This window comes from Lelliottia sp. EB106-05-01-XG201, assembly GCF_058791735.1.
Genome location: NZ_JBYTDV010000001.1, coordinates 182374 through 207930 on the forward strand (window position 1 = coordinate 182374; position 25557 = coordinate 207930).

The window sequence follows — 25557 nt, forward strand, 5'->3', positions numbered from 1 at the left end:
TAATAATCAATATGAAAGAGGCTTAATCAGACGTTTTAAAGCGGGAAAATGAATACTCATGCTCGAATTATCCATAGCGCTTCCGGTTAAGGTACAAAACGGCGGACTGTTCATTTCACGCGGCGTCGGGCGTCACCCTGCGCGCAAGCTGACCTCATGGGAAATTATCTTTGTTGAAAAAGGGACACTAACGATCCAGGAGGAAAACAGAGTTTTTACCGTGAACGCGGGAGAGAGTTTGTTGCTATGGCCGAATCGTCGCCACGTGGGAACGGAGGATTTCCCGGCCGATCTGCGGTTTTACTGGCTGCATTTTGATATCGAAGGCCAGCCGTCGGAATTAGAGGGTTTTACCAGGCTCGCCATCGAGCAATATTGCCGCGTCCATGACGCATCCTGTGTGGTCTCTCTTTTCCGCCAGTTTCTGACGGAGCAGGAGAAATTCCAGCGCAGCGCCGCACTGGAATTCTTGCTCTTGCTGATACTCCAGCAAATTTCCCTGTCGCCTGGAAGTGAGGAGAATAAGGACGAGTCGGGCACGACGATTGCGTGGAAGGCGAAACAAATTATTCGCACGCAATTTCACCTCAGCCTCTCGACGTCGCAGCTGGCAAAAGATCTGCACTGTAATGCGGATTATCTCGGGCGCGTTTTTCGGCGCACCTTTCATTTAACCCTGACCGAGGCGATCCATCGCCAGCGCGTCCGATCTGCGGAGAAGCTGTTGCTTGATGATTCGGCTTCTCTCACGGAAGTTGCCGCCCGCTGCGGCTTCAACGATGTCGGCTATTTCCGTCAGATATTTCGTAAGCATACCGGGCTCACCCCCGCCGTCTGGAAACGGCGGTACTGTAAGGAACATATTAATTCCGGCTGATCACTGGCCGTAATAGGCGTTCGCCCCGTGCTTGCGCAGATAATGTTTGTCCAGCAGCTCCTGCTGCATGGTCGGCAATTGCGGTGCAAGCTGGTGGGAGAACAGGCCCATATAGGCGCACTCTTCCAACACCACGGCGTTGTGGACGGCGTCGGCGGCATCTTTTCCCCAGGCAAAAGGACCGTGGGAATGGACCAGCACGGCGGGGATCTGCATCGGATTTAAGTCGCGCTCCTCGAAGGTTTTGATGATCACCTCCCCGGTTTGATACTCATACTCTCCGGCGATTTCGGCGTGGGTCATCAGCCGCGTGCAGGGAATGTCGCCATAGAAGTAGTCCGCATGGGTGGTGCCCCAAGCCGGGAGATCCAGCCCGGCCTGCGACCAGATGGTCGCGTGGCGTGAGTGGGTGTGGACGATGCCGCCCATCTCTGGATAGCGGCGATACAGGGCCAGGTGCGTTGGCGTATCTGAGGAGGGTTTTTTGCTGCCTTCCACCACCTTACCGGTGGCGATCTCCACGACCACCATGTCCTCAGCGGTCATCACCTCATACTCAACGCCAGAGGGTTTGATGACCATCAGGCCACTATCGCGATCCACGGCGCTGACGTTGCCCCAGGTAAAGGTCACCAGCCCGTGGGCGGGCAGCGCCAGGTTGGCCGCCAGGACTTCCGCTTTCAGTTGCTCTAGCATGTCATGCCTCCTTCCTGCATACGGGCTTCGATCCAGCGCCGTGCTTCGATAATTTCCAGTACCGGCTCTTTGGCTTTTTCGGTCCACATTTCAATGAGAAATGCGCCACGATAGTTGAGCTGATTCAGGGTGTTAAACACGCCGACGAAATCGACACAGCCTTCGCCGAACGGCACATCGCGAAACTGTCCTGGGCTTTGCTCGGTAACGGGCTGCGTGTCTTTCAGGTGGATGGCGGCGATCCGGTCGATACCGAGCGTCAGTTCGGCGGTGACATCGTTGCCCCACGCGCTGAGGTTGCCGACGTCGGGATAGACGCTAAACCACGGCGACTTGAGCATGTCATCCCACTTTTTCCATTTGCTGATGGAGTTCATGAACGCGGTATCCATGATCTCCACGGCCAGCATCACCTGCGCGGCAGCGGCTTGTTCTACCGCCCACGCCAGCCCTTCCGCGAAGCGCTGTTGGGTGCCTGCATCGTGCTCCTCGTAATAGACGTCGTAACCCGCCAGCTGGATGGTGCGAATCCCCAGATCGCGCGCCAGTTTGATAGCCCTGGTCATGATCTCGCGGGCGCGTTCACGCACGGACTCGTCGCGGCTGCCGAACGGGAAACGACGGTGCGCCGACAGGCACATGGACGGAATCGCGACGCCGGTTTCCAGCATCGCTTCGACCAGCGAGGCGCGCTGGGTGGTGCTCCACTCCAGCCTGGATAAGCGCTCGTCGGTTTCATCCACCGACATTTCGACGAAATCAAAGCCGCAGCTTTTGGCTAGCACCAGGCGCTCCGGCCAGGAGAGATCTTTTGCCAGCGCTTTTTCATAAATCCCTAACGGATGCTGACGCATGGTTATTCTCCCCAGATGTCGCGGATTTGCGTGTGGAACTCATTTGCCACCTGCGATGGGTTGGCGGCCCCAGCCAGCGCCCGTCCGGCGATGAAGGCTTTAACGTTAATCTCGCGGAACAGCGGTAAATCCGCCGGGGTGATGCCGCCGGTGATGGAGAGTTGCAGACCGATATCTGACAGAGCTTTCATCCTGGCGAGATCGTCTTCGCCCCACTGTTGGCCGCTGGCCTGGGCGTCACGCCCGCGATGGTAAATCGCCTGTTTCACCCCGACGCGATGCCACGCGCGCGCGTCGTCCAGGGTCCAGTTACCGAATAGCTCCATCTGGATTTCGCACCCGCGCGCGGCAGCCACCGCGTGGCCTTTTTCTACCGTCGCCAATGGTGCGGCGCAGATTATCGTCATCCAGTTCGCGCCCGCGTCAAAGGCCTGTTGCGCCAGCGTTTCGCCTGCGTCGGCCACTTTCCAGTCGGCGACGATGATTTTGTCCGGGCACTGCTGGCGCAACGCGCGGACCGCCGAAAGACCCTCGGTGAGGCACAGAATGGTGCCCGCTTCGACGATATCGACATGATCGTGCAGCAGCGCGACATCGCGCTGGGCGGCCTGAAGGCTGGTGTGGTCGAGCGCCAGCTGTAGTAATGGTCGGCTCATAGGTCGTACTCCTTAATTCGGGCGTGAAAGCCCTGCAATGCTGAAATCAGTAGCTGGTAGTGGTGATATTTGTGCTGGTAGGCGGCGTGGGCCTGCATGTCCGGCTCGATGACGCGGATGTCGTGCTTGAGGCTTTGCTGCGCGGCGTAGAAATCGGGATAGACCCCGGTGCCGACGAGGGCGGCGAGCGCCGCGCCGGAGCAGCCGGTTTCCTCGACTTGAGGCAGTTCGATTGCCAGACCGCTGACGTCCGCCAGCATCTGCATCCACACCTCGGAATGGGTCGGGCCGCCGGTGACGCGCAGGGCCTGAACATCGGTAAAGCGCTCGAGCATGCGGTTAAGATGGGTCATATGACAGAACACCACCCCTTCATAAACCGCCTGCAGCAGGTGGGCGCGGGTGTGTAGCGCCTGCATGCCGTAGAAACCGCTGGTCATCTCCAGCCCGGCGTTGCTGCCGTAGAGAAACGGCAGGAAGAAGACATCGCTGGCCGCTTTCGGCAGGCTGGAAACCGCCTGATTGATCTCGTCAAAAGAGATCTCGCCCCACTGCGCCGTGAGCCACTCGAGGTTGCCGGATGAGGTCGGGCTGGCTTCGTGAACGATGTACTGCTGCGGGTGAACGTATCGGCCATAGACGTACGGGAAAGATTCGTTATCGCGGATGCCGTGCGCAATCCCGCTGGTGACGGCCCAGGTGCCCATCACGGCGTTGAGCGTGTGCTCGTCGTGCAGTCCGGCGCAGATCGCGGTGGAAACCACATCAAACAGACCACCCACGACGGGCGTACCCGCCGCAAGACCGGTCAGGGTGGCTGCCTGAGCGGTGATTTCCCCGCAAATTTCTGCTGAGCCGACGATGGGCGGCAAGGCGCTGTCGATTTCGCTGATGCCCAGCCAGCGCGTCAGCTGCGGGTCATAGTCGCCCGTGTTCATGTTGTAGAGATTGGACTCGGAAATGTTGCTCTCTTCGCAGCCCTTATTGCCCGTCAGGCACCAGCGCAGATAGTCATGGGCCATCATCACGCAGCCGATCTGCTGGTAGCGCTGGTGGTCATGCTCTTTGACCCAGCGCAGCAGCGAAGCGGGATGCCCGGTCCACAGGGTTTGCCGGGTGTGCGGGTAGAGTTTCTCGGGGATCGCGTCCTGCTGCCAGCGCTGGACGATCTCTAAAGCGCGGCGGTCGGAAGAGAGGATGGCGTTGCCCAGGGGGCGATCCTGTTTATCGAGCAGGAACAGGCCTTTGCCCTGGGCGGAAATGCCGATGCCTTTGATTTGGGAGCCACTAATGCCCGTGCGATTGAGCAGGGCCGCAACCGTTTCGTGGCAGCGCTGCCAGAGCAGGTGCATGTCGCGCTCGGCATAGCCCGGACGCGGGCTGAGCGTCGCGACCGGGCAACGTTCGATGCTGTGTTCTTTTCCCTGGCTGTTGTACAGACCGGCTTTCAGATAAGTACCGCCACAATCGATACCCAGCCAGAAGGGCTCTTTTTCACTCATCTTTGCGATTCTCGGTTCGGTGGTTGCTGTTGCCGGGTGGCGCTTCGCTTACCCGGCCTACGTTCTTGGTTGCTGTTGCCGGGTGGCGCTGCGCTTACCCGGCCTACGTTTTTTCACCCTCTCCCTGTGGGAGAGGGCCGGGGTGAGGGCATCAGGCCGCACGCTTGTGCGGATTCACCGTCGGATTGGGCTGTGCTCCGGCGTCACATTTCGCAGGCAGCAGCAGCGCCAGCAGCGAGGCCAGGGCCAGAGAGATCGCCAGGCAATACACGCCCGCATCTTTGCTGTACAAGGTGATCAACACGCCCACCGCGTAAGGACCACAGAACCCGCCGAGATTACCGAGCGCGTTAATCACACCGCGCGCGCCGCCTGCCATCTCTGCGCTGAACAGACGCGCAGGGATGGTCCAGAACACACCCGCTGCCGACTGCAGGAAGAAGCCGCAGCCGACCAGCGCGGTGTACGCCAGCCAGATGTTTTCTTTCAGCGCCACGGAGAGGAACATGCACAGGGCAAAACCGATTAGCGGCAGGGAGACGAACAGCTTGCGCTTGCCGGTGCGGTCAGAGAGGGCCGAGAACAGGAACATCCCGGCAATCGCGCCGACGTACGGCAGAATGGCGAGCATCCCGACCTGGCCCATCGTTGAATGGGTCAGCTCCTTCAGAATGGTCGGCAGCCACAAGGTGTAGCCGTAAATGCCGGTCTGGTAGAAGAAGTTCAGGGCGATCAGCTGCCACATGGTTTTGTCCGACAGCACCGCGCCCAGGGACGCATTTTTCACCTCTTTGCCCGCAATGGCGCGCTGCTCGGCGGCCAGCGTCTCGACCAGATAGTTTTTCTCGGCCTCGGAAATCCACTTCGCCTCCTGCGGTCGGTCATAGATGGTCTGCATCCAGAGCACCAGCACCACCAGGGAGAGAAGCCCTTCAATGATGAACAGCCAGCGCCAGTCGAGGGCGGTGATGATCCAGCCGGAAAGGGGCGCGGTGATAATCCCGGCAATCGGCACGAACATGATCACAATCGCGTTGGCGCGACCGCGCTCGGCGTCCGGGAACCAGTTGCTGATCATGGTTAGCACCACCGGCAGCATCCCGCCTTCCGCCACGCCGAGTAAAAAGCGCAGGACCAGCAGTTGATACTGATTAGTGACAATGCCCGTCAGAACGGAAATCACCGCCCAGGCGACCAGCGACCAGCCAATGAATTTTTTACCGCTGCCGTGCACGGCGATTTTGCCGCCGGGAACTTGCAGGAACAGATAACCAATAAAGAATATCCCACCTGCTAAACCCGCCATGGTGGCGGTGATCCCCAGTTCCTCATCCATACCGCCCGGCATCGCGAAGGCGATATTGACGCGGTCCATATAAGAGATAATGCAGGCGATAAGAATAGGGGGAATTATTCTCAACCAGCGTTGGCGCGGAATATCCGCCTGTAGAGCATGAGAAGAATTAGTCATAATTAATGTCTCATTAAGGTAATCGGCTCGGGAATAAGATTATTATTTTTATTGTGCTGCTTTTTTCATAACGCTAATACCGTCGCGCAAAATGGCGATGCGATGGCTGACGTCAGCATTAGCATTTATTTCCAGTAGTTTGATACCGGAGAATTTCAATGTTGCGGCGCTCGGCGCAGTAAATAATTCATTTACGCTTTCAGGTGTCATTAAGCTTTCAGGGCAGAACGGTGAAAACGGTGCGTGAAGATCCTGCCATTCACCGTATTCGCCGGTCGCCGTGGTGCCGGAGAACATCAGCGCACCGAGATTACCCGCCTGCAGTGCCGCCTGAACATGTTTCACCGGAAGCGTCGTATCGCGCCCTTCAATGGCCGAGCGGGCCCAGTTAATGCACACGCTGATATCGGTGCCCTGCAGCACGTCCAGAACGTTTTCCAGCGGCAAAAAGCCTTTGCGCGGCTGGCTGCCGGTCATGGCGTCACAGTGTTCGAGCACCAGATCGCACGGCCAGTCCCAGGCGGCAATTTCGCAGATTGAGCGTGAAAAAGCGTCGGTGGCTTGCGCGACGCAAGCGTTGCCCGCCTGCGGTGCGGCCTGCATTTCCAGGGCGGTGACTTTGCCTGGGAAGCGCGTGTTGACCGCGACGATTTTCGCTAACAGATGGCGATAAAACGCCACGCTCTCGCGGCGCTGATCTTCGTCAGCAGACGCCAGGCCAAACCCGCCGTGGGTGCCACGCCGACGCATGGTTTCCATCACCGCCGTGACCACAATTTGCCAGTCGTCCGGCGTGTGGCGGAACAGCCACTCATCCCCGAGCGGATGCAGATTTTCCAGACAGGGTTGTTCAATGCCGCGAACGTCGGGCGTATCGGCTAATTGACGCCAGAATTCACGCTCGTCCTGTTCCCCTTGCTGATGAAACGAAGGTGCGCAGGGATACGCACCAATAATAAAACCGGTGTGAGTCATTTCGCTTTCCTGTTTAATTTTAAAAAATTAAATCAATTCGCTGACAGCCACTTTGACGACAATTTTACGAATGGCCGACTCCTTGTGTTTATGGCATTGCGGTCGATGAACATCCTGCGGGAAAAATATGGCGTAATTACCTGGGACCATTTCAATCAGCGATTCGTTTTCCATCTGGTGATAAAAAATAATGTCGCGCTGTTCCAGCAATGATTCGCTTATTTCGTTATTTCCGGTGTCAATCGCAAAACCTATTTTCTCTTCGCCCCACGCCAGAAATTGAATATCCAGATAGCGGCGATGTACTTCCGGGCGGTTTTGGTGATGCTCCCGGGTGGTGAGATCGAGGATCTGCGCGTAGATATTGCGTCCGTCTATTTCCACGACACCCGGTTCCAGCGTCGTGAAATCGGTGGTGCGTAAAAATTCGAGCGCCCGTTCAATCGCCTGCGGAAGTCGGCAGGGGTTGGGCTGTGAAATATGTCCGAATATCATGCGTCACTCCTTACAGCGACTGGATCTTCGCCCACACGCTGTCATCAATGGTGATGCCATTGCGACGGTTCTCTTCCAGCAGACGGGTGAATTCATGCCCCGGCAGGCGCACGGCGACGTCGTCGTCTGAACGTTCGGCGGTAGTGATGAAATCCATGATGCGCTGCAGTTTGGCATCGCGGGTGGGGCCGTCGATCAGCTTGTCCACTTCGATGGCGATGAAGATCTGCGACACGCCGTATTCATCGCTGTTGTCCTGCGTCACTTCCGCCACGGACGATCCGTTGGAGAGCAGGGTGGCGATCATGTCGAGCACGATAGAGAGGCCGGAACCTTTCCAGTAACCCATCGGCAAAATACGGCGGTTTTTCTCGATAACACCTGGCTCTTTGGTCAGATTGCCTTCGTCGTCAAAGCCGCCATCCACCGGCAGTTCGCGCCCGGCAAGGCGGTTCACTTCGAGCATGCCGTAGGAGAACATCGACATCGACATATCGACCATGGTGATCGGCGTGGAAGGAATGGCGACGATCAGCGGGTTGGTGCCGATGCGGCACTCTTTTGCGCCCCACGGTGGCATTACGGCGATGGAGTTGGTCCAGCAAATTCCGATATAGCCTTTCTCGGCGGCCTGCCAGCCGTAGCTCCCGCCGCGCATCCAGTGGTTGGCGTTGCGCAGCGCCACTAACCCAATCCCGTGATCCGAGGCCAGCTCGGTGGCGCGATCCATCATCTTTTTAGCGGTCAGGTTGCCGATGGAGCGCTGGGCGTCCCACTGCTCGATGGCACCCAGGGTGGTGACGCGCTTCGGCTGGGCGTCAGGAATGATGTCCCCGTTATCCAGTTGCTGAATGAAACGTGGGAAGCGGTTCACGCCGTGCGAATAGACGCCGGATTCGGTGGTGCGCGCAAACATCTCTGCGCAGGCGTCGGCGGTATCGGCCTGAACGCCGCGGTTAAGCAGTACCCGATTGAAGGCGGCTTTCAACTCGTCAAAGGTCACTTTCATCCCTGTTCTCCTGTTCGTATGAGGGGCGCATGTGAGTGCTTTTTTATCTCTAAATTCCACAATGCGAAATCTGATTTCAAATATAGCGATCAAATTTTGTTAGATCAACGACATTCATGCTTTTCAAAAACTAGTAAAATCAATGCATTGTGTTTTTTGTGCTGAGATCGTGAACTGAACCACACTTTGCGCTACCATCAGGACGCGATTAACGGAGAGCTATTTGATGAGCATGAAAGAGAGCGAAATGACGCCAGAAAAAGAGAGGCCAGCAGGTAGCCAGAGCTTGTTTCGCGGCCTGATGCTGATTGAGATCCTCAGTAACTACCCGAACGGGTGTCCGCTGGCGCATTTATCGGAACTTGCCGGGCTAAACAAAAGCACCGTGCATCGGTTGTTGCAGGGTTTGCAGTCGTGCGGGTACGTCACCCCTGCGCCAGCGGCGGGCAGCTATCGCCTGACCACCAAATTTATCGCCGTTGGGCAAAAAGCGCTGTCGTCGCTCAACATCATCCACGTGGCGGCTCCGCATCTCGAAAATCTGAATATCGTGACCGGCGAAACGGTGAACTTCTCCAGCCGGGAAGATGACCATGCGATTCTGATTTACAAGCTGGAGCCGACGACGGGAATGCTGCGCACGCGCGCCTATATCGGCCAGCACATGCCGCTCTTCTGTTCTGCGATGGGTAAGATTTACATGGCGTTTGGCCATCAGGATTACGTGGCGAGCTACTGGCAGAGTCATCAGGAGCAGATTCAGCCCCTGACCCGCAATACCATCACTGAACTGAGCGCCATGTACGATGAACTGGCGGAGATTCGCACCCACAGCATGGCGATGGACAGAGAAGAGAACGAGCTGGGCGTGTCTTGCATCGCGGTGCCGGTGTTTGATATTCACGGGCGCGTGCCTTATGCCATCTCCATTTCCCTGTCGACCTCGCGCATGAAGCAGGTGGGGGAGAAGAATCTGCTCAAACCGCTGCGTGAAACGGCGGAAGCGATCTCACAAGAACTTGGTTTTACCGTTCGCGGCTAAGTTGTGAAAAAAAGGCCAGATGTCGACATCTGGCCTTTTTTGTTGTCCTGCGTGTGAGCCGTTAGCGGCTGCCTTCGCTCCACGCCAGCTCAATCTCTTCGGCCAGGATTTTCACCCCGGCTTCGATTTTCTCTGGGTCCGGCACGTAGTTCATGCGCATGCACTGATGCGTATGCGGCCACGGCTTGTCGAGGCCCGGGAAGAAGTAATCCCCTGGCACCATCAACACACCGCGTTTTTTCAGGCGCTGATAGAGCAGCTCGGTAGTGATCGGCAGGTCTTTAAACCATAGCCACAGGAAAATCGCCCCTTCCGGTTTATGAATCAGACAGCGATCTTCGGGCAAGTAGCGGCGAATGGTCGCGATCGTCTCCTGGACGCGCTGATAGTAAAACGGCTTAATCACGTCATTAGACAGGCGCAGCAGATCGTTGCGTTTAATCATTTCGCACATCATCGCCGGGCCCATTCCACCTGGCGCCAGGCTGATAATGCCGTTCATGTTGGTGATAGCGCTGATGATTTTTTCATTGGCAATGATGATGCCGCAGCGGCTGCCCGGCAGGCCGAGCTTCGAGAGGCTCATGCACAGGACGATATTGGGGTTCCACAGCGGGCGGGCTTCGCTAAAGATAATGCCTGGGAACGGCACGCCGTAGGCGTTATCGATCACCAGCGGTATGCCGTGCTGGTTGGCGAGCACGTCTAACTTCATCAGCTCTTCGTCGGTGATGACGTTGCCCGTCGGGTTGGTCGGGCGCGACACGCAAATCATGCCCGTCTCTTCGCCGATATGCAGGTGCTCAAAATCGACGTGATACTTGAACTGGCCCTCTGGCAGCAGCTCGATGTTCGGCCGCGCCGAGACAAACAGATCCTCTTCCAGCCCGGAGTCGGCGTAACCGATGTATTCCGGCGTCAGCGGGAACAGCACTTTTTTGGTGGTGCCGTCGGCGCGACGTCCTGCAAAGAGATTAAACAAGTAGAAAAATGCGCTCTGGCTGCCGTTTGTCAGTGCAATATTCTGTGGTTCGATATCCCAACCCAGCTCGTCGCGCAGCATATCAGCCAGCAAGGTCAGCAGTTCGGTTTTGCCCTGCGGACCGTCGTAATTGCACAGCGCATCAGTGGCTTTGCCGTTTTGCAGCATCTCTGCCAGCAGGTTGTGGAAGTAGTCGTTCATGGCCGGGATTTGCGCCGGATTCCCGCCGCCGAGCATGATAGCGCCCGGTGTGCGCAGCCCGTCGTTGAGATCCTCCATCAGGCGGGTAATGCCTGAATGGCGGGTGAATTTGTCGCCGAAAAGTGAAAACGTCATAGCAGGTGTTCTGGCATTCTTATAATGAAAGTGGGTAACCATAACGCTAGCATCGTGCGGGTGCAAATCGAGGGAAGAGGTCGGGATCGTGGTTTTGTTTCGCTGATTTGTGTTTGCGTGGTGAATTGTTCTGATAAAAAACGTCCCCCTCCGTTGGAAGGGGACGGCGATGGCGCTACTGATTCCCGGCCCAGATCACCATCACGCTATCGTCCTGGTGCTGGCGCACGAAACCGTAGCCCTGCTTGAGGGAGAGCGTGGTTTGCGTGCCTTCGCCGATGGCCGGATGGCGCGCCCGGAACTGCCCGAGAATTTGCCAGTGCTTAACGGTCGCCGACTGATTGCCCGCGACATCCTGCCAGTTCATGTCCGAGCGCGTTCCCTGCAGCGGATCGGAGCCGGTCGGGCCGAATGGACGTTCGGACTCGTCACCATAGTAAATCTGCACTGAGCCAGGTGAGAGCAACAGCAGTTCTGCCGCGCGCTGGCCGCCCTCGCGGAACAGGCGCGTGTCGTGGGAGGAGAGATAGCTCAGGACGTTGAATCCCTGCAGTTTTTCCGCCATCTGCTGCCAGGTCATGTCCATTTCGGCCAGGCAATCGGCGGCTTTGGCGGCCTGCTCCTGATAGTCAAAGTTGATCATCGCGTCGAAACCATGGCGGTAATACTCGCTTTGCATCACGCCGTGCCCCCAGGATTCACCCGTCATCCAGAACGGAGTGTCATCGAGTTTTTTATCCGGGTTGGCCTCTTTCCACGTTTTCAGCGCCTGGGTGGATTGTTCCTTCAGCGCCTGCCAGGCGGGGAGTTCAACATGTTTGGCGGTATCGACGCGGAAACCGTCAATGCCGTAATCGCGCACCCATTGGCTGAGCCAGTGGGTGAGATAATCGCGCGGTGTGTATCCGGCGATCTCTTTAGCTTGGGTGTCCGGCTTATGGCGGTAGAAATTCGGCAAACCGGACGGGGTGGTGGACTCGGTTTTGAGATCCGGTAAAAAGGCCAGCGACATGGTCAGATCGTCGAAGCCGGGGTTGTCGTAGTCGCCGATATCGGTGCGGATCCAGTTTTTGCCCCACCACTTTTCCCACCCGGCTTTATCGCTGAAATTGATGTAGTCGTTAAAGCTGTGCCAGCTCTGCCCGGCGGCGGGTTTCCAGTCGGTCCAGCGTTCGCCCAGCGTCTTTTTCAGTTCGTCACCCTGCAAGTACAGCGCGCCGAACTGGAACGCCTGCATATCAGCAAGCGTAGCGTAGCCGGTGTGGTTCATCACCACGTCAAAGAGAATGCGGATGCCGCGCTGGTGCGCCTCGTCGACCAGATGGCGCAGATCGTCTTCGCTGCCCATATTGGCGTCGAGTTTTGTCCAGTCCTGCGTGTAGTAGCCGTGATAGGCGTAGTGCGGGAAATCGCCTTTGGTACCGCCCCCGACCCAGCCGTGGATTTGCTCCAGCGGGGAGCTTATCCACAGCGCGTTGACGCCAAGCTGCTGCAGATAATCGAGCTTGCTGGCGAGCCCTTTGAGATCGCCTCCGTGGAAGGTGCCAATCTCCTGCATGCCGTCTTTGTGGCGGCCATAGCTGTTGTCGTTAGAAGGGTCGCCATTGACGAAGCGGTCCGTCAGTACAAAGTAGACGGTGGCGTTTTGCCAGCTGAATGGCGCGGCTTTGTCGGTTTCTGCCCGCTCAAGCAGGAGCAGACCGTTGCTGTTCGCGGCGGGCTGCAGGGTGATTTTTCCTTGCTGCACCGTGGCCGTCTGCTGGCTGTAGAAATCTCGGACGACGGAGCCTTCCGGGAAGGTGTTTTTAACATCGAGGGTGAGCGGTTTGCCGTCCCATTTCGGGCACTGGCGAGTGACATCCGCGACGGGTTTTTCCGCAGCGCTTTGCACCGTCAGCATGAGCGTCGGCGTGCCTGAGCGCGTATCAATGCGCATCTGATAATCGCCCTCGCGGAACAAACGCCACTGGGGCGGCGTTCCTTCGCAAGGTTTTAGCGACATCATCTCATTGAGTTTAATCGGGTTTGTCGGCTGCCAGCACGCGTTGTCAAAACTCAACGTCAGCGGGCGAGTACCCTTCGCAAACTTCGCGTGGCTGGTGAACACCCCAGCAGCTTCGGCATTGAACGTGGAGAATCCAGGAGATGACCAGTCTGCATTTGCCATCGCGGGTAAAAGCAAAAGGACTAAAGCTGAGCGTTTCATTCCATTTTCCTGTCGCGGCCATTTTAACCAGTGTGCCATCAGGTTTATGGCGAGGACTCCTCCCCCTGCGTTTTCTGGCAGGATGAGCCGAAAGGGTGAGTGATCTCGCGCAAAATTAGGCGGTTATCTGCGATATCGCACACAAATTTGTAGAAATGATGGTTAAGTGAGCAAGTTTCAGGTGACATAGTTTCGGAATTGGACTATTTCTTTGGATGCTCTGGAAGACTATTTTTGATATGATTTGAGATTCCGCTCTCAATTTTGTGAAAAAAATAAGGTGTTGGAATGTATATATCCGACCAGGAGACCTAATGATATCGACTCCCATACGACGATTTGGGGCTACGATACTCATGTTGCTCACCGTGATGTTTTCAGGTGAGGTGCTTGCGAAGACGCACACGGATACAACGAGTAAAAAAGCCCACGTCATAAAGACGACGACCAGCAGTAAGAGTAAGGTTAGCAGTAAACAAGAGTATTCTCGCAATAGTGTAAAGAGCAGTTCACTTCCTGATTTGCGAAAATACCCTTCCGGGACACCAAGGAAAAAAGCGTTTCTCCGGACGGTAATGCCTTATATTACAAGCCAAAATTCTGCGATTACTGCAGACCGTAACTGGCTGGTTTCGAAACAGTACGAAAGCCGCTGGTCACCAAGCGAACGCGCACGTCTGAAAGACATCGCGACACGCTACAAGGTGAGCTGGAACGGTAATACCCGCCGCGTGCCGTGGAACTCACTGCTTGAGCGTGTGGATATTATTCCAGGCAGCATGGTGGCAACCATGGCAGCAGCCGAGAGTGGTTGGGGCACGTCAAAACTGGCGCGTAACAACAATAATCTCTTCGGCATGAAGTGCGCCAAAGGCCGCTGTAACAACGTGCCTGGCAAAGTGAAAGGCTATTCGCAGTTCGAATCAGTGAAAGATTCCGTGAATGCCTACGTGGTGAACCTGAACACGCACCCGGCCTACTCTTCGTTCCGTAAGTCACGCGCTCAGTTGCGTAAAGCGGACCAGGAAGTGACCGCGAGCACCATGATTCACAAGCTGAAAGGTTATTCAACGCAGGGTCAGAGCTACAACAACTACCTGTTTGCGATGTACCAGGACAACCAGCGCTTAATCGCCGCTCATATGTAAGTCATCCAAAAAAACGCCTTCCATCGGAAGGCGTTTTTCTTTGTCTCATACCAGCACTATACCAGCACTTCGCTGTACCGCTCGCGGTACTCCTTCGGCGTGGTGTCATACTCCTTCTTAAACACCGAATAGAAATATTGCAGAGACGGGTAGCCGCACATCTGCGAGATTTCATTGATCGACAGCGACGTTGAGATCAGCAGGCTGCGGGCTTTCTCCAGCTTCTCGGCGTGAATCACCGCGTGGATTGTCTCCCCAACCTCTTCTTTAAAGCGCTTCTCCAGATTCGAGCGAGAAATACCGACGGCATCCAGCACCTGATCCACCTTGATGCCTTTGCAGGCGTGATTGCGGATGTAGTGCATCGCCTGAATCACCGCCGGATCGTTCAGGGAGCGATAGTCTGTTGAGCGGCGTTCCACCACGCGAACGGGCGGAACCAGCAGGCGCTGAAGAGGCAGGGTTTCGTTATCCAGCAGGCGATGAAGTAACTTCGCCGCCTGATAGCCCATCTGACGCGTCCCCTGTGCCACCGACGACAGGGCCACGCGCGACAGATAGCGCGTGAGCTCTTCGTTATCGATACCAATCACACACAGCTTTTCGGGAACCGGAATGTGCAAATGGTCGCAGACCTGGAGAACGTGACGCGCGCGCGCATCCGTGACGGCGATAATGCCCGTCTGCGGCGGCAGGGTTTGCAGCCAGTCGGCGAGCCGATTTTGCGCGTGCTGCCAGTTCTCAGGCGCAGTCTCCAGCCCCTGATACACCACGCCGCGATACTTTTCCTGCGCCACAATCTGGCAAAACGCATACTCGCGCTCCATCGCCCAGCCTTTGCCGCTGGAAGAGGGCAGGCCGTAAAAGGCGAAGCGGTGTACGCCTTTCTCTTTTAAATGCAGAAAGGCGCTCTCGACCAGCGCGTGGTTGTCGGTTGCGATGTAATGGACCGGTGGATACTTCTCGGGTGAGTGATACGAGCCGCCGACGCCCACAATCGGGACGTCGACGTCGGTCAGCAACTGCTCAATCACGGGATCGTCGTAATCGGCGATCACGCCATCGCCCAGCCAGTCTTTGATGTTTTCAATGCGGGTACGGAAGTCTTCTTCGATGAAAATATCCCACTCCGATTGCGACGCCTGCAAATATTCACCCACGCCCTCGACGACCTGACGGTCATAGGCTTTGTTGGCGTTGAATAACAACGTAATGCGGTGACGCTTCTCAAACATGGCTTATCTTTCCCAAATCAGTGACAACGCGGCGTTATGCCCGTCGTTTGGTCGCAGAGTCCATCCAGACTGCCAGCAACAAAATGGCGCCTTTAACGATATACTGCCAGAAGGTCGGAACGTCCATCATACTCATTCCGTTATCCAGCGACGCCATAATAAACGCACCCATCACCGCGCCCGCAACACTCCCGATGCCGCCTGCGAGGCTGGTTCCACCAATGACACAGGCGGCGATAGCATCCAGCTCGGCGATGTTCCCGGCGGAGGGCGAACCTGCACCGAGGCGCGAGCTTAAAATCAGCCCGGCGATGGCCACCATCAGACCATTAATGGCGAAAACCGCAAGCTTGGTGCGCTCCACATTGATACCCGACAGACGCGCGGCCTCGATATTGCCGCCGATGGCGTAGATACGCCGACCAAAGGCGGTGCGGGTCGCCATAAACATCCCCGCCAGCAACAGCAGCGTCAGGATGAGCACCGGCGTGGGTACGCCGCGATAATCATTCAGCAGCCAGATGGCCCCCAGCACGATAACGGCAGTCAGGGCCTGACGCCCGACGGCCGAGGTTGAAGCCGTAGCGGTGAGCCCCAGCGCCTGACGGCGCATTCTGGCGCGCCACTGCCAGGCGATAAAGGCCATCAGACCGATAGCACCAAACGTGAAGCCCACGCCGTCGGAGAGATAACTCTGACCAATTTGCGACATCGACGCGCTGGTCGGCGACACGGTGGTGCCGTTGGTAATGCCAATCAGGATGCCGCGAAAGGCGAGCATCCCCGCGAGGGTGACGATGAACGAAGGGACTTTGCGATAGGCGACCCACCAGCCGTTCCAGGTCCCGAGCAGCAGGCCGAGCGCCAGCGTGACCGCTACGGTGAGGGGCAATGGCCAGCCGAGCCAGACGTCAAAAATCGCCGCGACGCCACCCAGTAGCCCCATCATCGAGCCGACCGACAGATCGATTTCTGCCGAGATAATCACGAACACCATCCCGACCGCCAGAATGCCGGTAATGGCGGTCTGGCGCAGCAGGTTGGAGATGTTTCGTGCGCTTAAATAGGAGCCGTCGGTCATCCAGGTGAAAAACAGCATGATGACGATAATGGCCGCGATCATGACGAAAACCTGCAGGTTTAGCGCTTTAAATCCCGGGAACAGACCTGGCGCAGACGCAGGGGCTTTGATTTCAGACGGGTTGCTTTTCGACATGACGTTCGCTCCTCAGGGCGGCTTCCATCACCTGTTCCTGGGTCAGGTTTTGGTTTTTCAGATTGGCTTTCAGTTTGCCTTCGTGCATCACCAGGACGCGATCGCTCAGGCCGAGCACTTCGGGGAGTTCGGACGAGATCACAATCATCGCGATGCCCTGCTGCACAAGCTGGTTAATGAGTTTGTAGATTTCATATTTTGCGCCGATGTCGATCCCGCGCGTCGGTTCATCCAGAATCAGGATGCGCGGATTAAGCAGCAGACAGCGGGCCAGAATCGCTTTCTGCTGATTACCGCCGCTCAGCCGCCCGATGGCTAACTCGGGCGACGAGGTTTTGACTTTCAGGCGCGCTAAAGACTGGAGAATGCACTGCTGTTCAGCGGCATCGTCCAGGCTGCTCAGCGCACCCGAAAACTGGTTGAGTGCCGCCAGGGTAATGTTTTTCCCCACCGCCATGACCGGCACAATGCCGTCTCTTTTACGGTCTTCCGGGACCATCGCGATACCCTGAGCGATCGCCTGCTGGCAGCTGTTGATCTGCACGGGCTGACCGTCGAGGTAAATCTTGCCCTCCCAGCGGCCCGGCCAGACGCCAAACAGGCACTGGACGGCTTCGGTTCGTCCGGCACCGACTAAACCTGCAATACCGAGGATCTCCCCGCGCCGCAGGGAGAAGGAGACATTGTTGACGCGTTTGATATGGCGGTTAACCGGATGCCACGCAGTCAGATTCTCGACTCTTAAGATTTCATCCCCGGTGGTGTGCGGTTCGTTGGGGTAGAGCGCTGTGAGTTCGCGGCCCACCATCATGGTGATGATGTCGTCTTCGCTCATCCCGTCGGCTTCCCGCGTGCCGATGTGTTGCCCGTCGCGGATGACGCAGATGGTGTCCGAAATGGCTTTCACCTCGTTGAGTTTGTGAGAGATATAAATACAGGCGATGCCGTGGTGCTGCAGGTCGCGGATGATATCCAGCAGCACCGCGGTTTCTTGCTCCGTCAGGGAGGCGGTCGGTTCGTCGAGGATCAGCAAGCGCACCTGTTTGTTCAGCGCTTTGGCGATTTCAACCAGCTGCTGCTGCCCCAGCCCCAGGTCGCCGACGCGGGTGTCTGGTGAGATATGCAGGCTGACCTGAGCCAGAAGTTTTTCACAGCGCAGGGTCATGCTGTCGTAGTCCAGCACGCCGAAATTTGAGATCTCCGCGCCGAGGAAAATATTCTCCAGCACGGTGAGATGCTTCACCAGCGCCAGCTCCTGGTGAATGATGGCGATACCTTTGCGCTCCGTGTCGCGAATGTGCGTGGCCTGCAGGGTTTCACCGGCAAAGACGATTTCCCCGTCGTAACTGCCGTGAGGATAGATGCCGCACAGCACTTTCATCAGCGTGGATTTGCCGGAGCCATTTTCGCCGCACAGAGAGACAATCTCGCCGGGGTTTAAGCGCAGGCTCACGTTGTCGACAGCTTTCACTGCGCCAAAGGCTTTGGTGATACTTTTCATTTCAAGTAAGTAAGGCATAACTGCTCCACATGATCTGAGGGGGCCCCCGCACAGCAGGGGCGATGCGGGGTTACAGTTCGCTCTTCTTGTGGAAACCGTCTTTTACAACCGTGGCGTCAATGTTCTCTTTGTTGACTTCGATTGGCGTCAGCAGCCGGGCAGGGACATCTTTCAGGCCGTTATTCAGTTTGGAATCGGCCTTAGGCTGCTGATCGTTGCCCAGCTCGACGGCAATTTCAGCGGCGGTAGTGGCGAGCTCGGTGATGGGTTTGTAGACCGTCATGGTTTGCGTACCGGCAATAATGCGTTTCACGCCTGCCAGGTCCGCATCTTGTCCGGAAATTGCCACTTTACCGGCCAGGCCCTGGGCACTCAGCGCCTGAATCGCACCGCCCGCGGTGGCATCGTTTGAGGCGACGACGGCGTCGATTTTGTTATTATTCGCGGTTAACGCGTTTTCCATAATTTTCAGCGCGTTTTCTGGCAGCCAGCCGTCAGCCCACTGATCGCCCACCACTTTAATTTTTCCGTCGTCGATATAAGGCTTAAGGACTTTCATCTGCCCTTCGCGGAATAATTTGGCGTTGTTATCCACAGGTGAGCCGCCCATCAGGAAATAATTCCCCTGCGGCACTTTGTTGACCAGGCTTTGCGCCTGTAATTCACCGACTTTTTCGTTGTCGAAGGAAATATAAAAATCGATATCGGCGTTATTTATCATTCGGTCATAGGCTAAAACTTTAATTCCCTCTTGTTTCGCTTCTTTGACGACATTACTTAACACCTGACCGTTGTAAGGAATAATGACCAGAACATCAACGCCGCGGTTAATCATATTTTCGATTTGCGACATTTGCGTCTCTTCATTGCCATTAGCGGACTGAACAAACACTTTTGCGCCGAGAGATTCCGCTTTATTCACAAAAATATCGCGGTCTTTTTGCCAGCGCTCCAGGCGCAGGTCGTCGATGGCCATTCCGATTTTGACTTCTTTTGCATGCCCCGCAAAGCTTGTGAGCAGTAGCGAAGCACAGAGAGTAAGGCACAGGTTTCTTATCGTCATCATTATTTTACCTTTTTTGAAGGGTGGTAAGGCTTGGACAAAAGAATCATTCACTGCCAGATACGCAGCAAATTCTTAACGGGGAAAGGGAAACTCGCAATTACAGATTTTTATCTTCTCATTACGATATTTGGTTTATTTGCGAATTTATGACCGCGATCTGATTTTAAAATGCGCAACTTATTAATTACACATGATTCTGGAATAAGCGCCGAAAAATCCTTTGCCTGCGTATTATTTTTGCGAGCCAGCGCACGTTTGTGCATTCTCTCAATAGCAGTGTGAAATAACGTAATTGAGCAACCCGCAATGTGTATTCACTATTACTCCATTATCGATGACTCGCCGCACCTCTTGATTATGGAGTTCAATATGCAAGCTTATTTCGACCAACTCGATCGCGTTCGCTATGAAGGCCCGAAATCCACCAATCCTCTAGCATTTCGTCACTACAATCCGGACGAGCTGGTGCTGGGTAAGCGCATGGAAGATCACCTGCGTTTCGCCGCCTGCTACTGGCATACCTTCTGCTGGAACGGCGCGGATATGTTCGGCGTGGGGTCGTTTGACCGTCCGTGGCAGCAGCCAGGCGAAGCGCTGGAACTGGCGAAGCGCAAAGCAGATGTGGCCTTCGAGTTCTTCCACAAACTGAACGTTCCGTATTACTGCTTCCACGATGTGGACGTCTCTCCGGAAGGCGCGACGCTCAAAGAGTACCTGAACAACTTTGCCCAGATGGTGGATTACCTGGGTGAAAAACAGCAGCAAAGCGGCGTGAAGCTGCTGTGGGGCACGGCAAACTGCTTCACCAACCCTCGCTACGGCGCGGGTGCGGCGACCAACCCGGACCCAGAAGTATTCAGCTGGGCCGCCACTCAGGTCGTGACCGCAATGAACGCCACTCATAAGCTGGGCGGCGAAAACTACGTCCTGTGGGGCGGTCGTGAAGGTTACGAGACGCTGCTCAATACCGATTTGCGCCAGGAGCGCGAACAGATTGGCCGCTTTATGCAGATGGTGGTGGATCACAAACACAAAATCGGTTTCCGCGGCACCCTGCTGATTGAACCTAAACCGCAGGAGCCCACCAAACACCAGTACGATTATGACGTCGCGACGGTGTACGGTTTCCTCAAGCAATTTGGTCTGGAAAAAGAGATCAAAGTGAATATCGAAGCCAACCACGCGACCCTGGCGGGGCACTCTTTCCACCATGAAATCGCGTCGGCTATCGCGCTGGGTATCTTCGGCTCCGTCGATGCCAACCGGGGTGACCCGCAGCTTGGCTGGGACACCGACCAGTTCCCGATCAGCGTGGAAGAAAATGCGCTGGTGATGTATGAAATCATCAAAGCGGGCGGTTTCACGACGGGCGGCCTGAACTTTGACGCCAAAGTGCGTCGTCAGAGCACCGATAAATACGATCTGTTCTACGGCCATATTGGCGCGATGGATACCATGGCGCTGGCGCTGAAAGTGGCGGCCCGCATGATAGAAGACGGCGAGCTGGATAAACGTGTGGCGAAGCGCTATTCCGGCTGGAACAGTGAACTCGGCCAGCAAATTTTGAAAGGGCAGTTATCCCTTGCCGAGATCGCGAAGTACGCTGAACAGCACAGCCTGGCGCCGAGCCATCAGAGCGGTCATCAGGAACTGCTGGAAAACCTGGTGAATCATTACCTGTTTGATAAGTGATCGATAATGCCGGGCGGCGCTGCGCTTGCCCGGCCTACAATCATCGTAGGCCCGGTAAGCCTCGCGCCACCGGGCATTTTCAGTTAAGGAATCCACACTATGTATATCGGGATTGATCTTGGCACATCGGGTGTGAAAGCCATCCTGTTAAACGAGCAGGGCGACGTGCTGGCCTCACAGACTGAAAAGCTGCACGTCTCGCGCCCACATCCCCTATGGTCAGAGCAAGATCCCGAAACGTGGTGGCAGGCGACGGATCGCGCGATCAAAGCCCTGGGCCAGCAGCACAGTTTGCGTGAGGTCAAAGCGCTGGGGATTGCCGGTCAAATGCACGGCGCAACCCTGCTGGACGGCGAGCACCGCGTGCTGCGCCCGGCGATTTTGTGGAACGATGGTCGCTGTGCAGAAGAGTGCGCGCTCCTCGAAGCGCGGGTGCCGACCTCACGGCAAATCACCGGTAACCTGATGATGCCGGGCTTTACCGCGCCTAAGCTGCTGTGGGTGCAGCGCCACGAGCCGGACATTTTTAAGCAGGTGGCAAAGGTCTTGCTGCCAAAAGATTATCTGCGTTTTCGCATGACCGGCGATTTCGCCAGCGACATGTCGGACGCGGCGGGGACGATGTGGCTCGATGTTGCTCAACGCGACTGGAGCGAGGCGATGCTGGATGCCTGCCAGTTGACCCGAGATCACATGCCTGCGCTCTTCGAGGGCAGTGAGATCACCGGCGTGCTCAATCCGTCGATTGCCGACAGCTGGAATATGCCTGCCGTGCCGGTGGTGGCGGGCGGGGGCGATAACGCAGCGGGTGCCGTGGGTGTCGGGATGATCGATGCCGGACAGGCGATGCTGTCGCTTGGCACTTCAGGCGTCTATTTCGCGGTCAGCGACGGGTATCGCAGCAATCCAGAGAGCGCGGTACACAGTTTCTGCCATGCGCTGCCGGGGAAATGGCACTTGATGTCGGTGATGTTAAGCGCCGCGTCGTGCCTCGACTGGGCGGCAAACCTGACCGGACTCAAGGATGTTCCGGCGCTCATTTCGGCGGCGCAGCAGGCCAACGAAGAGGCGGGGGCCGTGTGGTTCTTGCCCTATCTTTCCGGCGAACGCACACCGCACAATAACCCGGAAGCGAAAGGCGTGTTCTTCGGCTTAACCCATCAGCATGGCCCGGCCGAACTGGCGCGCGCGGTGCTGGAAGGCGTCGGCTATGCGCTGGCGGACGGGATGGACGTGGTTCACGACTGCGGACTCAAACCGACCAGTATTACCCTGATTGGCGGAGGCGCAAGAAGCAGCTACTGGCGGCAGATGCTGGCGGATATCAGCGGATTGCAGCTCGACTACCGCACCGGCGGCGATGTGGGGCCTGCTCTGGGGGCGGCGCGTCTGGCGCAGATTGCCGTCAACCCTGACAAACCCCTGACGCAGCTTCTGCCGCAGCTCACGCTGGAGCAGGAGCACAAGCCGGACGCGGCGCGCCATGCGCGCTACGCCGAACGACGCGAAGTGTTCCGCAAAATCTACCAACAGCTCCTGCCGCTAATGTCGTAAAGGTAGGTTGTCCCGAAGCGGCGTGAGGATGTCCTTTTTTGGTCTTCTCGTGATGCTCGCTCCTCGTCAGTATAGAGATACACCCACTGGCGAGGAGCATTACCATGTCGCGCACCGCACTTATTAACATCGATACTCAGCAGTCTTTTCATCATCGCGATTTCTGGCAGGAAGAGGGGTTTGAGGCTTTTCAGCAGGCTATTCTTGGGCTGATTGAGGGCTGTGAATCCCGCGAAATCCCGGTTGTGGATATCTTCCATGTCGACGATAAGGGGCCCTTCTCGCTGGAAAGCGGTTTTGTTACGCCGATGTCCTTTTTACGTCATCAGCCTGCGGTGGTTTTCCACAAGCATGTGCATAACGCCTTTACGGATACGGGCCTTGACCACTGGCTGCGCGAGCGTGATATTAACCATCTGGTCATCTGCGGCCTGCGTACGGAACAGTGCTGCGAAACCACCGCGCGGGTGGCGTCAGATCTCGGCTATGCAGTGACTTTTGTCAGCGAAGCCACCCTGACTTTCCCGATGACCTGGAAGGGCGTCACGCTCAATACCGACGACCTGCGCCACCGCACGGAAACGGTGTTGGCCGGGCGTTTTGCTGAAATCAAAACTGTGGCGGAGACGCTGGAGTCGCTCTGATGAGTATCGACGTCTGGTTTGTGATGTTGCCGGGAGTGCTTGCGCTGGATATGTCCGGCCCGGCAGAAACCTTTGTGCTGGCGGGCGATGCGTTTCGCCTGCACTACATCGGCCCGCAGCCGGACGTTCCCACCTCGATTGGTCTGACGATGGGGGGCATTTCGCCTTTACCCGACGCGCTTCCCGACGGCAGTTTGCTGGTTTTACCGGGCGTGAGCGACTCACGTCATCAGTTTTCGACCCCTCAGGCATTAAGCGTTCAGCACTGGCTGATGCGCCTGCAGCCTGCGATTCACCGCCAGGCTATCACCGTGATGTGCGTCTGTTCCGGTGCGCTGCTGGCGGCCAAATCGGGTTTACTCACTGGCAAACAGTGCACGACCCATCATGATGTGATCGCCCGTCTTCGCGACGCCGCGCCAGGGGCGGTGATCAAAGAGAATCGTATTTTTGTACAAGACGGGAATATCTGGACCAGCGCGGGAATAACTTCTGGAATCGATCTCGCGCTGCACCTGATGAACCGTCTGTGCGGGCCGGAAAAGGCGCTGACGGTCGCGCGGGAAATGGTGGTGTGGTTTCGGCGCTCGGGTGACGATCCGCAGCTTTCACCCTGGCTGCGCTATCGCAACCATCTGCATCCGGCGATCCACCGCGCGCAGGATGCGCTCACCGCCGAGCCGCAAAAAGGCTGGCAACTGGCGGACATTGCTGCCATGGCGCATGTCAGTCCCCGGCATTTAACGCGCTTGTTTCAGGAGCATCTGGGGATCAGCGTGCGCGACTATCTGGAACAGCTGCGGCTGGCGATTGCCCAGCAGTGGCTGCTGCAGGGGCGCGGCGTGGAGCAGGCGTCCATCGCCGCCGGGTTTTCATGCCCACGCCAGTTTCACCGGGCCAAACAGCGCGCAATTAGCTGACAAACCGGCGGGTATCCACGCGCTGTAGCAGCATCGACAGCAACAGGCTAATCAGCAGCGTCGCCGTGAAAATCCAGACAATATCCAGCAGCGGCCAGCTTTTTAGCTCGACACCGCGGGTGCGCAGGGCGTGGATCACCAGCGCGTGAAAACCGTAAATGCCCAGCGAGTGGCGCGAGATGAGCCCCAGGACGGGAAGCGGGCGCGCGTTCAGGGTGTTTTTCACCAGCGTCAGCAGAGAGACGGCGCAGATAAAGACCATAGGACCGCAGTAGACATACCAGGTATCAGCAAAATTCCCGCGCCAGCGCAGCTCGTGTAAGGTCCCGCGAGAGATAACCACCACCGCCGCGATAAACAGAGCGGCGCACAGCCACGTCAGCCAGGTTTTGCGCGTATCCAGCATCCCAATTGCCCGGCCCAGCATCCCGTAAATCACATAGTAAAAGGTATCGCCGCTGATATAGAGGTTGATCGGCAGCCATTCGAAACCGCCAATTTTCTGAGAAACGGTATTCGGGTTGGCGAGCAGGCCAATCACCACCATCAGCGCCAGCAGCATCTTTCCGCCGACGTTTTTGACCTGAATGAGTGGCGAAACGAGATAAATCACGATGATGGCGAAGAAAAACCACAGGTGATAAAACACCGGTTTTTGCAGCAAATACCGTAACGACAGCTCGCCGTTAATCGAGGTAAACAGCGTGATGTAGAGCAGCGCCACGGCGCTATAAAACAGCAGGCACAGGCCGATACGCAGGAAATGGCGCGGCTGGGCGCTGCGCTCGCCGAAAAACAGATAACCGGAAATCATGAAAAACAGCGGGACGCTGACGCGCGACGCCGAGTTGAGGATATTGGCAATATCCCAGTTCATCGGGCTGATGCTGTGAGCATTGGTCACATACCAGGTCGTGGTGTGGATCATCACAACCATCAAACAGGCTATCCCTCGCAAATTATCAATCCAGCTAATTTTTGACTGCATCAGTTCCTCTGTTCTGGCGGTAAATACGGTCTGACTGTCATTGTGTGCTAGCCTCTCACTGGATAATTCTGAGTTTATCTGGGTGGGCTTGAACGAAAGTCGCGAGATTCGCAGAATGCCGGGCCATAATCTATAAAGTTTTAATATTAAAAATAACAGCCAGAAAACACGGCGGTAATAAAAATGATGATCACGCGCGCTGCGTCACTGATTCTGCTCGTTTTGCTTGCAGGGTGCAGCTCACAGGAAGACGCTCCGGTACAACGGGCGCAAAAAAGCAAAGTCAGCCCGGAACGTTCGTTAAATATGGAGCAGCTGTGTAAGGATCAGGCCGCCCATCGCTATAACACCGGTTCGCAGAAAATCGATGTGACCGGCTTTGAGCAATTTCAGGGCAGCTATGAGATGCGCGGGTATACGGCGCGTAAAGAGGGCTTTGTCTGCTCTTTTGACGCGGACGGGCAGTTTTTGCATCTCTCCATGCGCTAAGAG

23 protein-coding genes are annotated in these 25557 nt (G+C 56.6%); 8 read left to right on the forward strand and 15 right to left on the reverse strand.

Annotation, left to right across the window (positions count from 1 at the left end; translation table 11 throughout):
- Nucleotides 1-58: 58 nt before the first annotated feature.
- A complete protein-coding gene (locus tag AC3WS9_RS00830; protein WP_492486201.1) occupies nt 59-877 on the forward strand; it encodes an AraC family transcriptional regulator in 819 nt (272 codons plus the stop codon).
- Here AC3WS9_RS00830 and araD read toward each other — a convergent pair whose 3' ends face one another.
- The 8 genes from araD to yiaK form a co-directional block, all read right to left on the reverse strand.
- A complete protein-coding gene (gene araD / locus AC3WS9_RS00835; protein ID WP_285145667.1) occupies nt 878-1573 on the reverse strand; it encodes an L-ribulose-5-phosphate 4-epimerase in 696 nt (231 codons plus the stop codon).
- Nucleotides 1567-2427 carry an L-ribulose-5-phosphate 3-epimerase gene (locus AC3WS9_RS00840; protein WP_282492011.1) on the reverse strand — a complete coding sequence of 287 codons (861 nt, stop codon included), beginning with the start codon at nt 2425-2427 and terminating at the stop codon, nt 1567-1569. Before AC3WS9_RS00840 ends, araD begins: the two co-directional genes overlap by 7 nt.
- Nucleotides 2428-2429: 2 nt before the next feature.
- Nucleotides 2430-3083 carry a 3-keto-L-gulonate-6-phosphate decarboxylase UlaD gene (ulaD, locus tag AC3WS9_RS00845; RefSeq protein WP_285145669.1) on the reverse strand — a complete coding sequence of 218 codons (654 nt, stop codon included), beginning with the start codon at nt 3081-3083 and terminating at the stop codon, nt 2430-2432.
- A complete protein-coding gene (locus AC3WS9_RS00850; RefSeq protein WP_285158514.1) occupies nt 3080-4585 on the reverse strand; it encodes an FGGY-family carbohydrate kinase in 1506 nt (501 codons plus the stop codon). The genes ulaD and AC3WS9_RS00850 overlap by 4 nt, the downstream gene beginning before the upstream one ends.
- Before the next feature lie 151 nt (nt 4586-4736).
- Complete coding sequence (locus tag AC3WS9_RS00855) at nt 4737-6056, reverse strand: MFS transporter (RefSeq protein WP_492486205.1); 1320 nt, start codon at nt 6054-6056, stop codon at nt 4737-4739.
- 48 nt (nt 6057-6104) lie between these two features.
- A complete protein-coding gene (locus tag AC3WS9_RS00860; protein ID WP_492486207.1) occupies nt 6105-7031 on the reverse strand; it encodes a DUF4862 family protein in 927 nt (308 codons plus the stop codon).
- Between the two features lie 27 nt (nt 7032-7058).
- Nucleotides 7059-7526, reverse strand: coding sequence for a YhcH/YjgK/YiaL family protein (locus tag AC3WS9_RS00865; protein WP_285155737.1), 468 nt, complete (start codon nt 7524-7526; stop codon nt 7059-7061).
- 10 nt (nt 7527-7536) lie between these two features.
- Nucleotides 7537-8535: a 3-dehydro-L-gulonate 2-dehydrogenase gene (yiaK, locus tag AC3WS9_RS00870; RefSeq protein ID WP_285145673.1), complete on the reverse strand. Its 999-nt coding sequence runs from the start codon at nt 8533-8535 to the stop codon at nt 7537-7539.
- Nucleotides 8536-8761: 226 nt separating this feature from the next.
- On the opposite strand from yiaK, the gene yiaJ reads away from it, so the two are divergent.
- A complete protein-coding gene (yiaJ, locus tag AC3WS9_RS00875) occupies nt 8762-9577 on the forward strand; it encodes an IclR family transcriptional regulator YiaJ (protein ID WP_285158517.1) in 816 nt (271 codons plus the stop codon).
- 61 nt (nt 9578-9638) lie between these two features.
- On the opposite strand, the gene avtA is transcribed toward yiaJ, so the two are convergent.
- Nucleotides 9639-10895 (reverse strand): valine--pyruvate transaminase, encoded by a 1257-nt coding sequence (gene avtA, locus AC3WS9_RS00880; RefSeq protein WP_492486210.1) that lies wholly within the window; start codon nt 10893-10895, stop codon nt 9639-9641.
- A gap of 175 nt (nt 10896-11070) precedes the next feature.
- Nucleotides 11071-13101 carry an alpha-amylase gene (locus AC3WS9_RS00885; RefSeq protein WP_492486212.1) on the reverse strand — a complete coding sequence of 677 codons (2031 nt, stop codon included), beginning with the start codon at nt 13099-13101 and terminating at the stop codon, nt 11071-11073.
- Nucleotides 13102-13415: 314 nt separating this feature from the next.
- On the opposite strand from AC3WS9_RS00885, the gene AC3WS9_RS00890 reads away from it, so the two are divergent.
- Nucleotides 13416-14249, forward strand: a complete 834-nt coding sequence (locus AC3WS9_RS00890) for a protein bax (protein WP_282493037.1) — start codon at nt 13416-13418, stop codon at nt 14247-14249.
- Nucleotides 14250-14305: 56 nt separating this feature from the next.
- Here AC3WS9_RS00890 and xylR read toward each other — a convergent pair whose 3' ends face one another.
- From xylR to xylF, 4 genes are read right to left on the reverse strand one after another with little or no spacing between them, the layout of a single operon-like run.
- A complete protein-coding gene (gene xylR, locus AC3WS9_RS00895; RefSeq protein ID WP_282493036.1) occupies nt 14306-15484 on the reverse strand; it encodes a D-xylose utilization transcriptional activator XylR in 1179 nt (392 codons plus the stop codon).
- A 34-nt stretch (nt 15485-15518) separates the two neighbouring features.
- Nucleotides 15519-16700, reverse strand: a complete 1182-nt coding sequence (gene xylH / locus AC3WS9_RS00900) for a xylose ABC transporter permease XylH (RefSeq protein WP_492486215.1) — start codon at nt 16698-16700, stop codon at nt 15519-15521.
- Nucleotides 16678-18219, reverse strand: coding sequence for a xylose ABC transporter ATP-binding protein (locus tag AC3WS9_RS00905; protein WP_492486217.1), 1542 nt, complete (start codon nt 18217-18219; stop codon nt 16678-16680). The genes xylH and AC3WS9_RS00905 overlap by 23 nt, the downstream gene beginning before the upstream one ends.
- Before the next feature lie 52 nt (nt 18220-18271).
- The gene (xylF, locus tag AC3WS9_RS00910) at nt 18272-19264 is read right to left on the reverse strand and encodes a D-xylose ABC transporter substrate-binding protein (RefSeq protein ID WP_282493046.1); all 993 of its coding nucleotides are present in this window, start codon (nt 19262-19264) and stop codon (nt 18272-18274) included.
- 372 nt (nt 19265-19636) lie between these two features.
- Here xylF and xylA point away from each other — a divergent pair, with 372 nt between their 5' ends.
- From xylA to AC3WS9_RS00930, 4 genes are all read left to right on the forward strand, one after another.
- On the forward strand, nt 19637-20959 hold the full coding sequence (gene xylA / locus AC3WS9_RS00915) for a xylose isomerase (protein ID WP_095280247.1): 1323 nt from the start codon (nt 19637-19639) through the stop codon (nt 20957-20959).
- A gap of 99 nt (nt 20960-21058) precedes the next feature.
- Nucleotides 21059-22513, forward strand: a complete 1455-nt coding sequence (gene xylB / locus AC3WS9_RS00920) for a xylulokinase (protein WP_492486219.1) — start codon at nt 21059-21061, stop codon at nt 22511-22513.
- Between the two features lie 104 nt (nt 22514-22617).
- Entirely contained in the window at nt 22618-23157 is a 540-nt protein-coding gene (locus AC3WS9_RS00925; RefSeq protein ID WP_282493032.1) for an isochorismatase family protein, read from the forward strand.
- Complete coding sequence (locus AC3WS9_RS00930; protein WP_492486222.1) at nt 23157-24077, forward strand: GlxA family transcriptional regulator; 921 nt, start codon at nt 23157-23159, stop codon at nt 24075-24077. The genes AC3WS9_RS00925 and AC3WS9_RS00930 overlap by 1 nt, the downstream gene beginning before the upstream one ends.
- On the opposite strand, the gene AC3WS9_RS00935 is transcribed toward AC3WS9_RS00930, so the two are convergent.
- Nucleotides 24070-25065 carry an acyltransferase gene (locus AC3WS9_RS00935; RefSeq protein ID WP_282493030.1) on the reverse strand — a complete coding sequence of 332 codons (996 nt, stop codon included), beginning with the start codon at nt 25063-25065 and terminating at the stop codon, nt 24070-24072. The genes AC3WS9_RS00930 and AC3WS9_RS00935 overlap by 8 nt on opposite strands.
- Before the next feature lie 183 nt (nt 25066-25248).
- On the opposite strand from AC3WS9_RS00935, the gene AC3WS9_RS00940 reads away from it, so the two are divergent.
- Nucleotides 25249-25554 (forward strand): YsaB family lipoprotein, encoded by a 306-nt coding sequence (locus AC3WS9_RS00940; RefSeq protein ID WP_282493029.1) that lies wholly within the window; start codon nt 25249-25251, stop codon nt 25552-25554.
- The last annotated feature ends 3 nt before the right edge of the window (nt 25555-25557 follow it).

Coding starts and splice junctions, on each gene's coding strand:
- yiaK (WP_285145673.1), bottom strand. CDS start 8,535: ATGAAAGTGACCTTTGACGAGTTGAAAGCCGCCTTCAATCGGGTACTG.
- xylR (WP_282493036.1), bottom strand. CDS start 15,484: ATGTTTGAGAAGCGTCACCGCATTACGTTGTTATTCAACGCCAACAAA.
- ulaD (WP_285145669.1), bottom strand. CDS start 3,083: ATGAGCCGACCATTACTACAGCTGGCGCTCGACCACACCAGCCTTCAG.
- AC3WS9_RS00865 (WP_285155737.1), bottom strand. CDS start 7,526: ATGATATTCGGACATATTTCACAGCCCAACCCCTGCCGACTTCCGCAG.
- AC3WS9_RS00905 (WP_492486217.1), bottom strand. CDS start 18,219: ATGCCTTACTTACTTGAAATGAAAAGTATCACCAAAGCCTTTGGCGCA.
- araD (WP_285145667.1), bottom strand. CDS start 1,573: ATGCTAGAGCAACTGAAAGCGGAAGTCCTGGCGGCCAACCTGGCGCTG.
- AC3WS9_RS00925 (WP_282493032.1), top strand. CDS start 22,618: ATGTCGCGCACCGCACTTATTAACATCGATACTCAGCAGTCTTTTCAT.
- AC3WS9_RS00830 (WP_492486201.1), top strand. CDS start 59: ATGCTCGAATTATCCATAGCGCTTCCGGTTAAGGTACAAAACGGCGGA.
- AC3WS9_RS00890 (WP_282493037.1), top strand. CDS start 13,416: ATGATATCGACTCCCATACGACGATTTGGGGCTACGATACTCATGTTG.
- xylB (WP_492486219.1), top strand. CDS start 21,059: ATGTATATCGGGATTGATCTTGGCACATCGGGTGTGAAAGCCATCCTG.
- AC3WS9_RS00850 (WP_285158514.1), bottom strand. CDS start 4,585: ATGAGTGAAAAAGAGCCCTTCTGGCTGGGTATCGATTGTGGCGGTACT.
- AC3WS9_RS00940 (WP_282493029.1), top strand. CDS start 25,249: ATGATGATCACGCGCGCTGCGTCACTGATTCTGCTCGTTTTGCTTGCA.
- yiaJ (WP_285158517.1), top strand. CDS start 8,762: ATGAGCATGAAAGAGAGCGAAATGACGCCAGAAAAAGAGAGGCCAGCA.
- AC3WS9_RS00860 (WP_492486207.1), bottom strand. CDS start 7,031: ATGACTCACACCGGTTTTATTATTGGTGCGTATCCCTGCGCACCTTCG.
- AC3WS9_RS00840 (WP_282492011.1), bottom strand. CDS start 2,427: ATGCGTCAGCATCCGTTAGGGATTTATGAAAAAGCGCTGGCAAAAGAT.
- AC3WS9_RS00885 (WP_492486212.1), bottom strand. CDS start 13,101: ATGAAACGCTCAGCTTTAGTCCTTTTGCTTTTACCCGCGATGGCAAAT.
- AC3WS9_RS00930 (WP_492486222.1), top strand. CDS start 23,157: ATGAGTATCGACGTCTGGTTTGTGATGTTGCCGGGAGTGCTTGCGCTG.
- xylH (WP_492486215.1), bottom strand. CDS start 16,700: ATGTCGAAAAGCAACCCGTCTGAAATCAAAGCCCCTGCGTCTGCGCCA.
- xylF (WP_282493046.1), bottom strand. CDS start 19,264: ATGACGATAAGAAACCTGTGCCTTACTCTCTGTGCTTCGCTACTGCTC.
- AC3WS9_RS00935 (WP_282493030.1), bottom strand. CDS start 25,065: ATGCAGTCAAAAATTAGCTGGATTGATAATTTGCGAGGGATAGCCTGT.
- avtA (WP_492486210.1), bottom strand. CDS start 10,895: ATGACGTTTTCACTTTTCGGCGACAAATTCACCCGCCATTCAGGCATT.
- AC3WS9_RS00855 (WP_492486205.1), bottom strand. CDS start 6,056: ATGACTAATTCTTCTCATGCTCTACAGGCGGATATTCCGCGCCAACGC.
- xylA (WP_095280247.1), top strand. CDS start 19,637: ATGCAAGCTTATTTCGACCAACTCGATCGCGTTCGCTATGAAGGCCCG.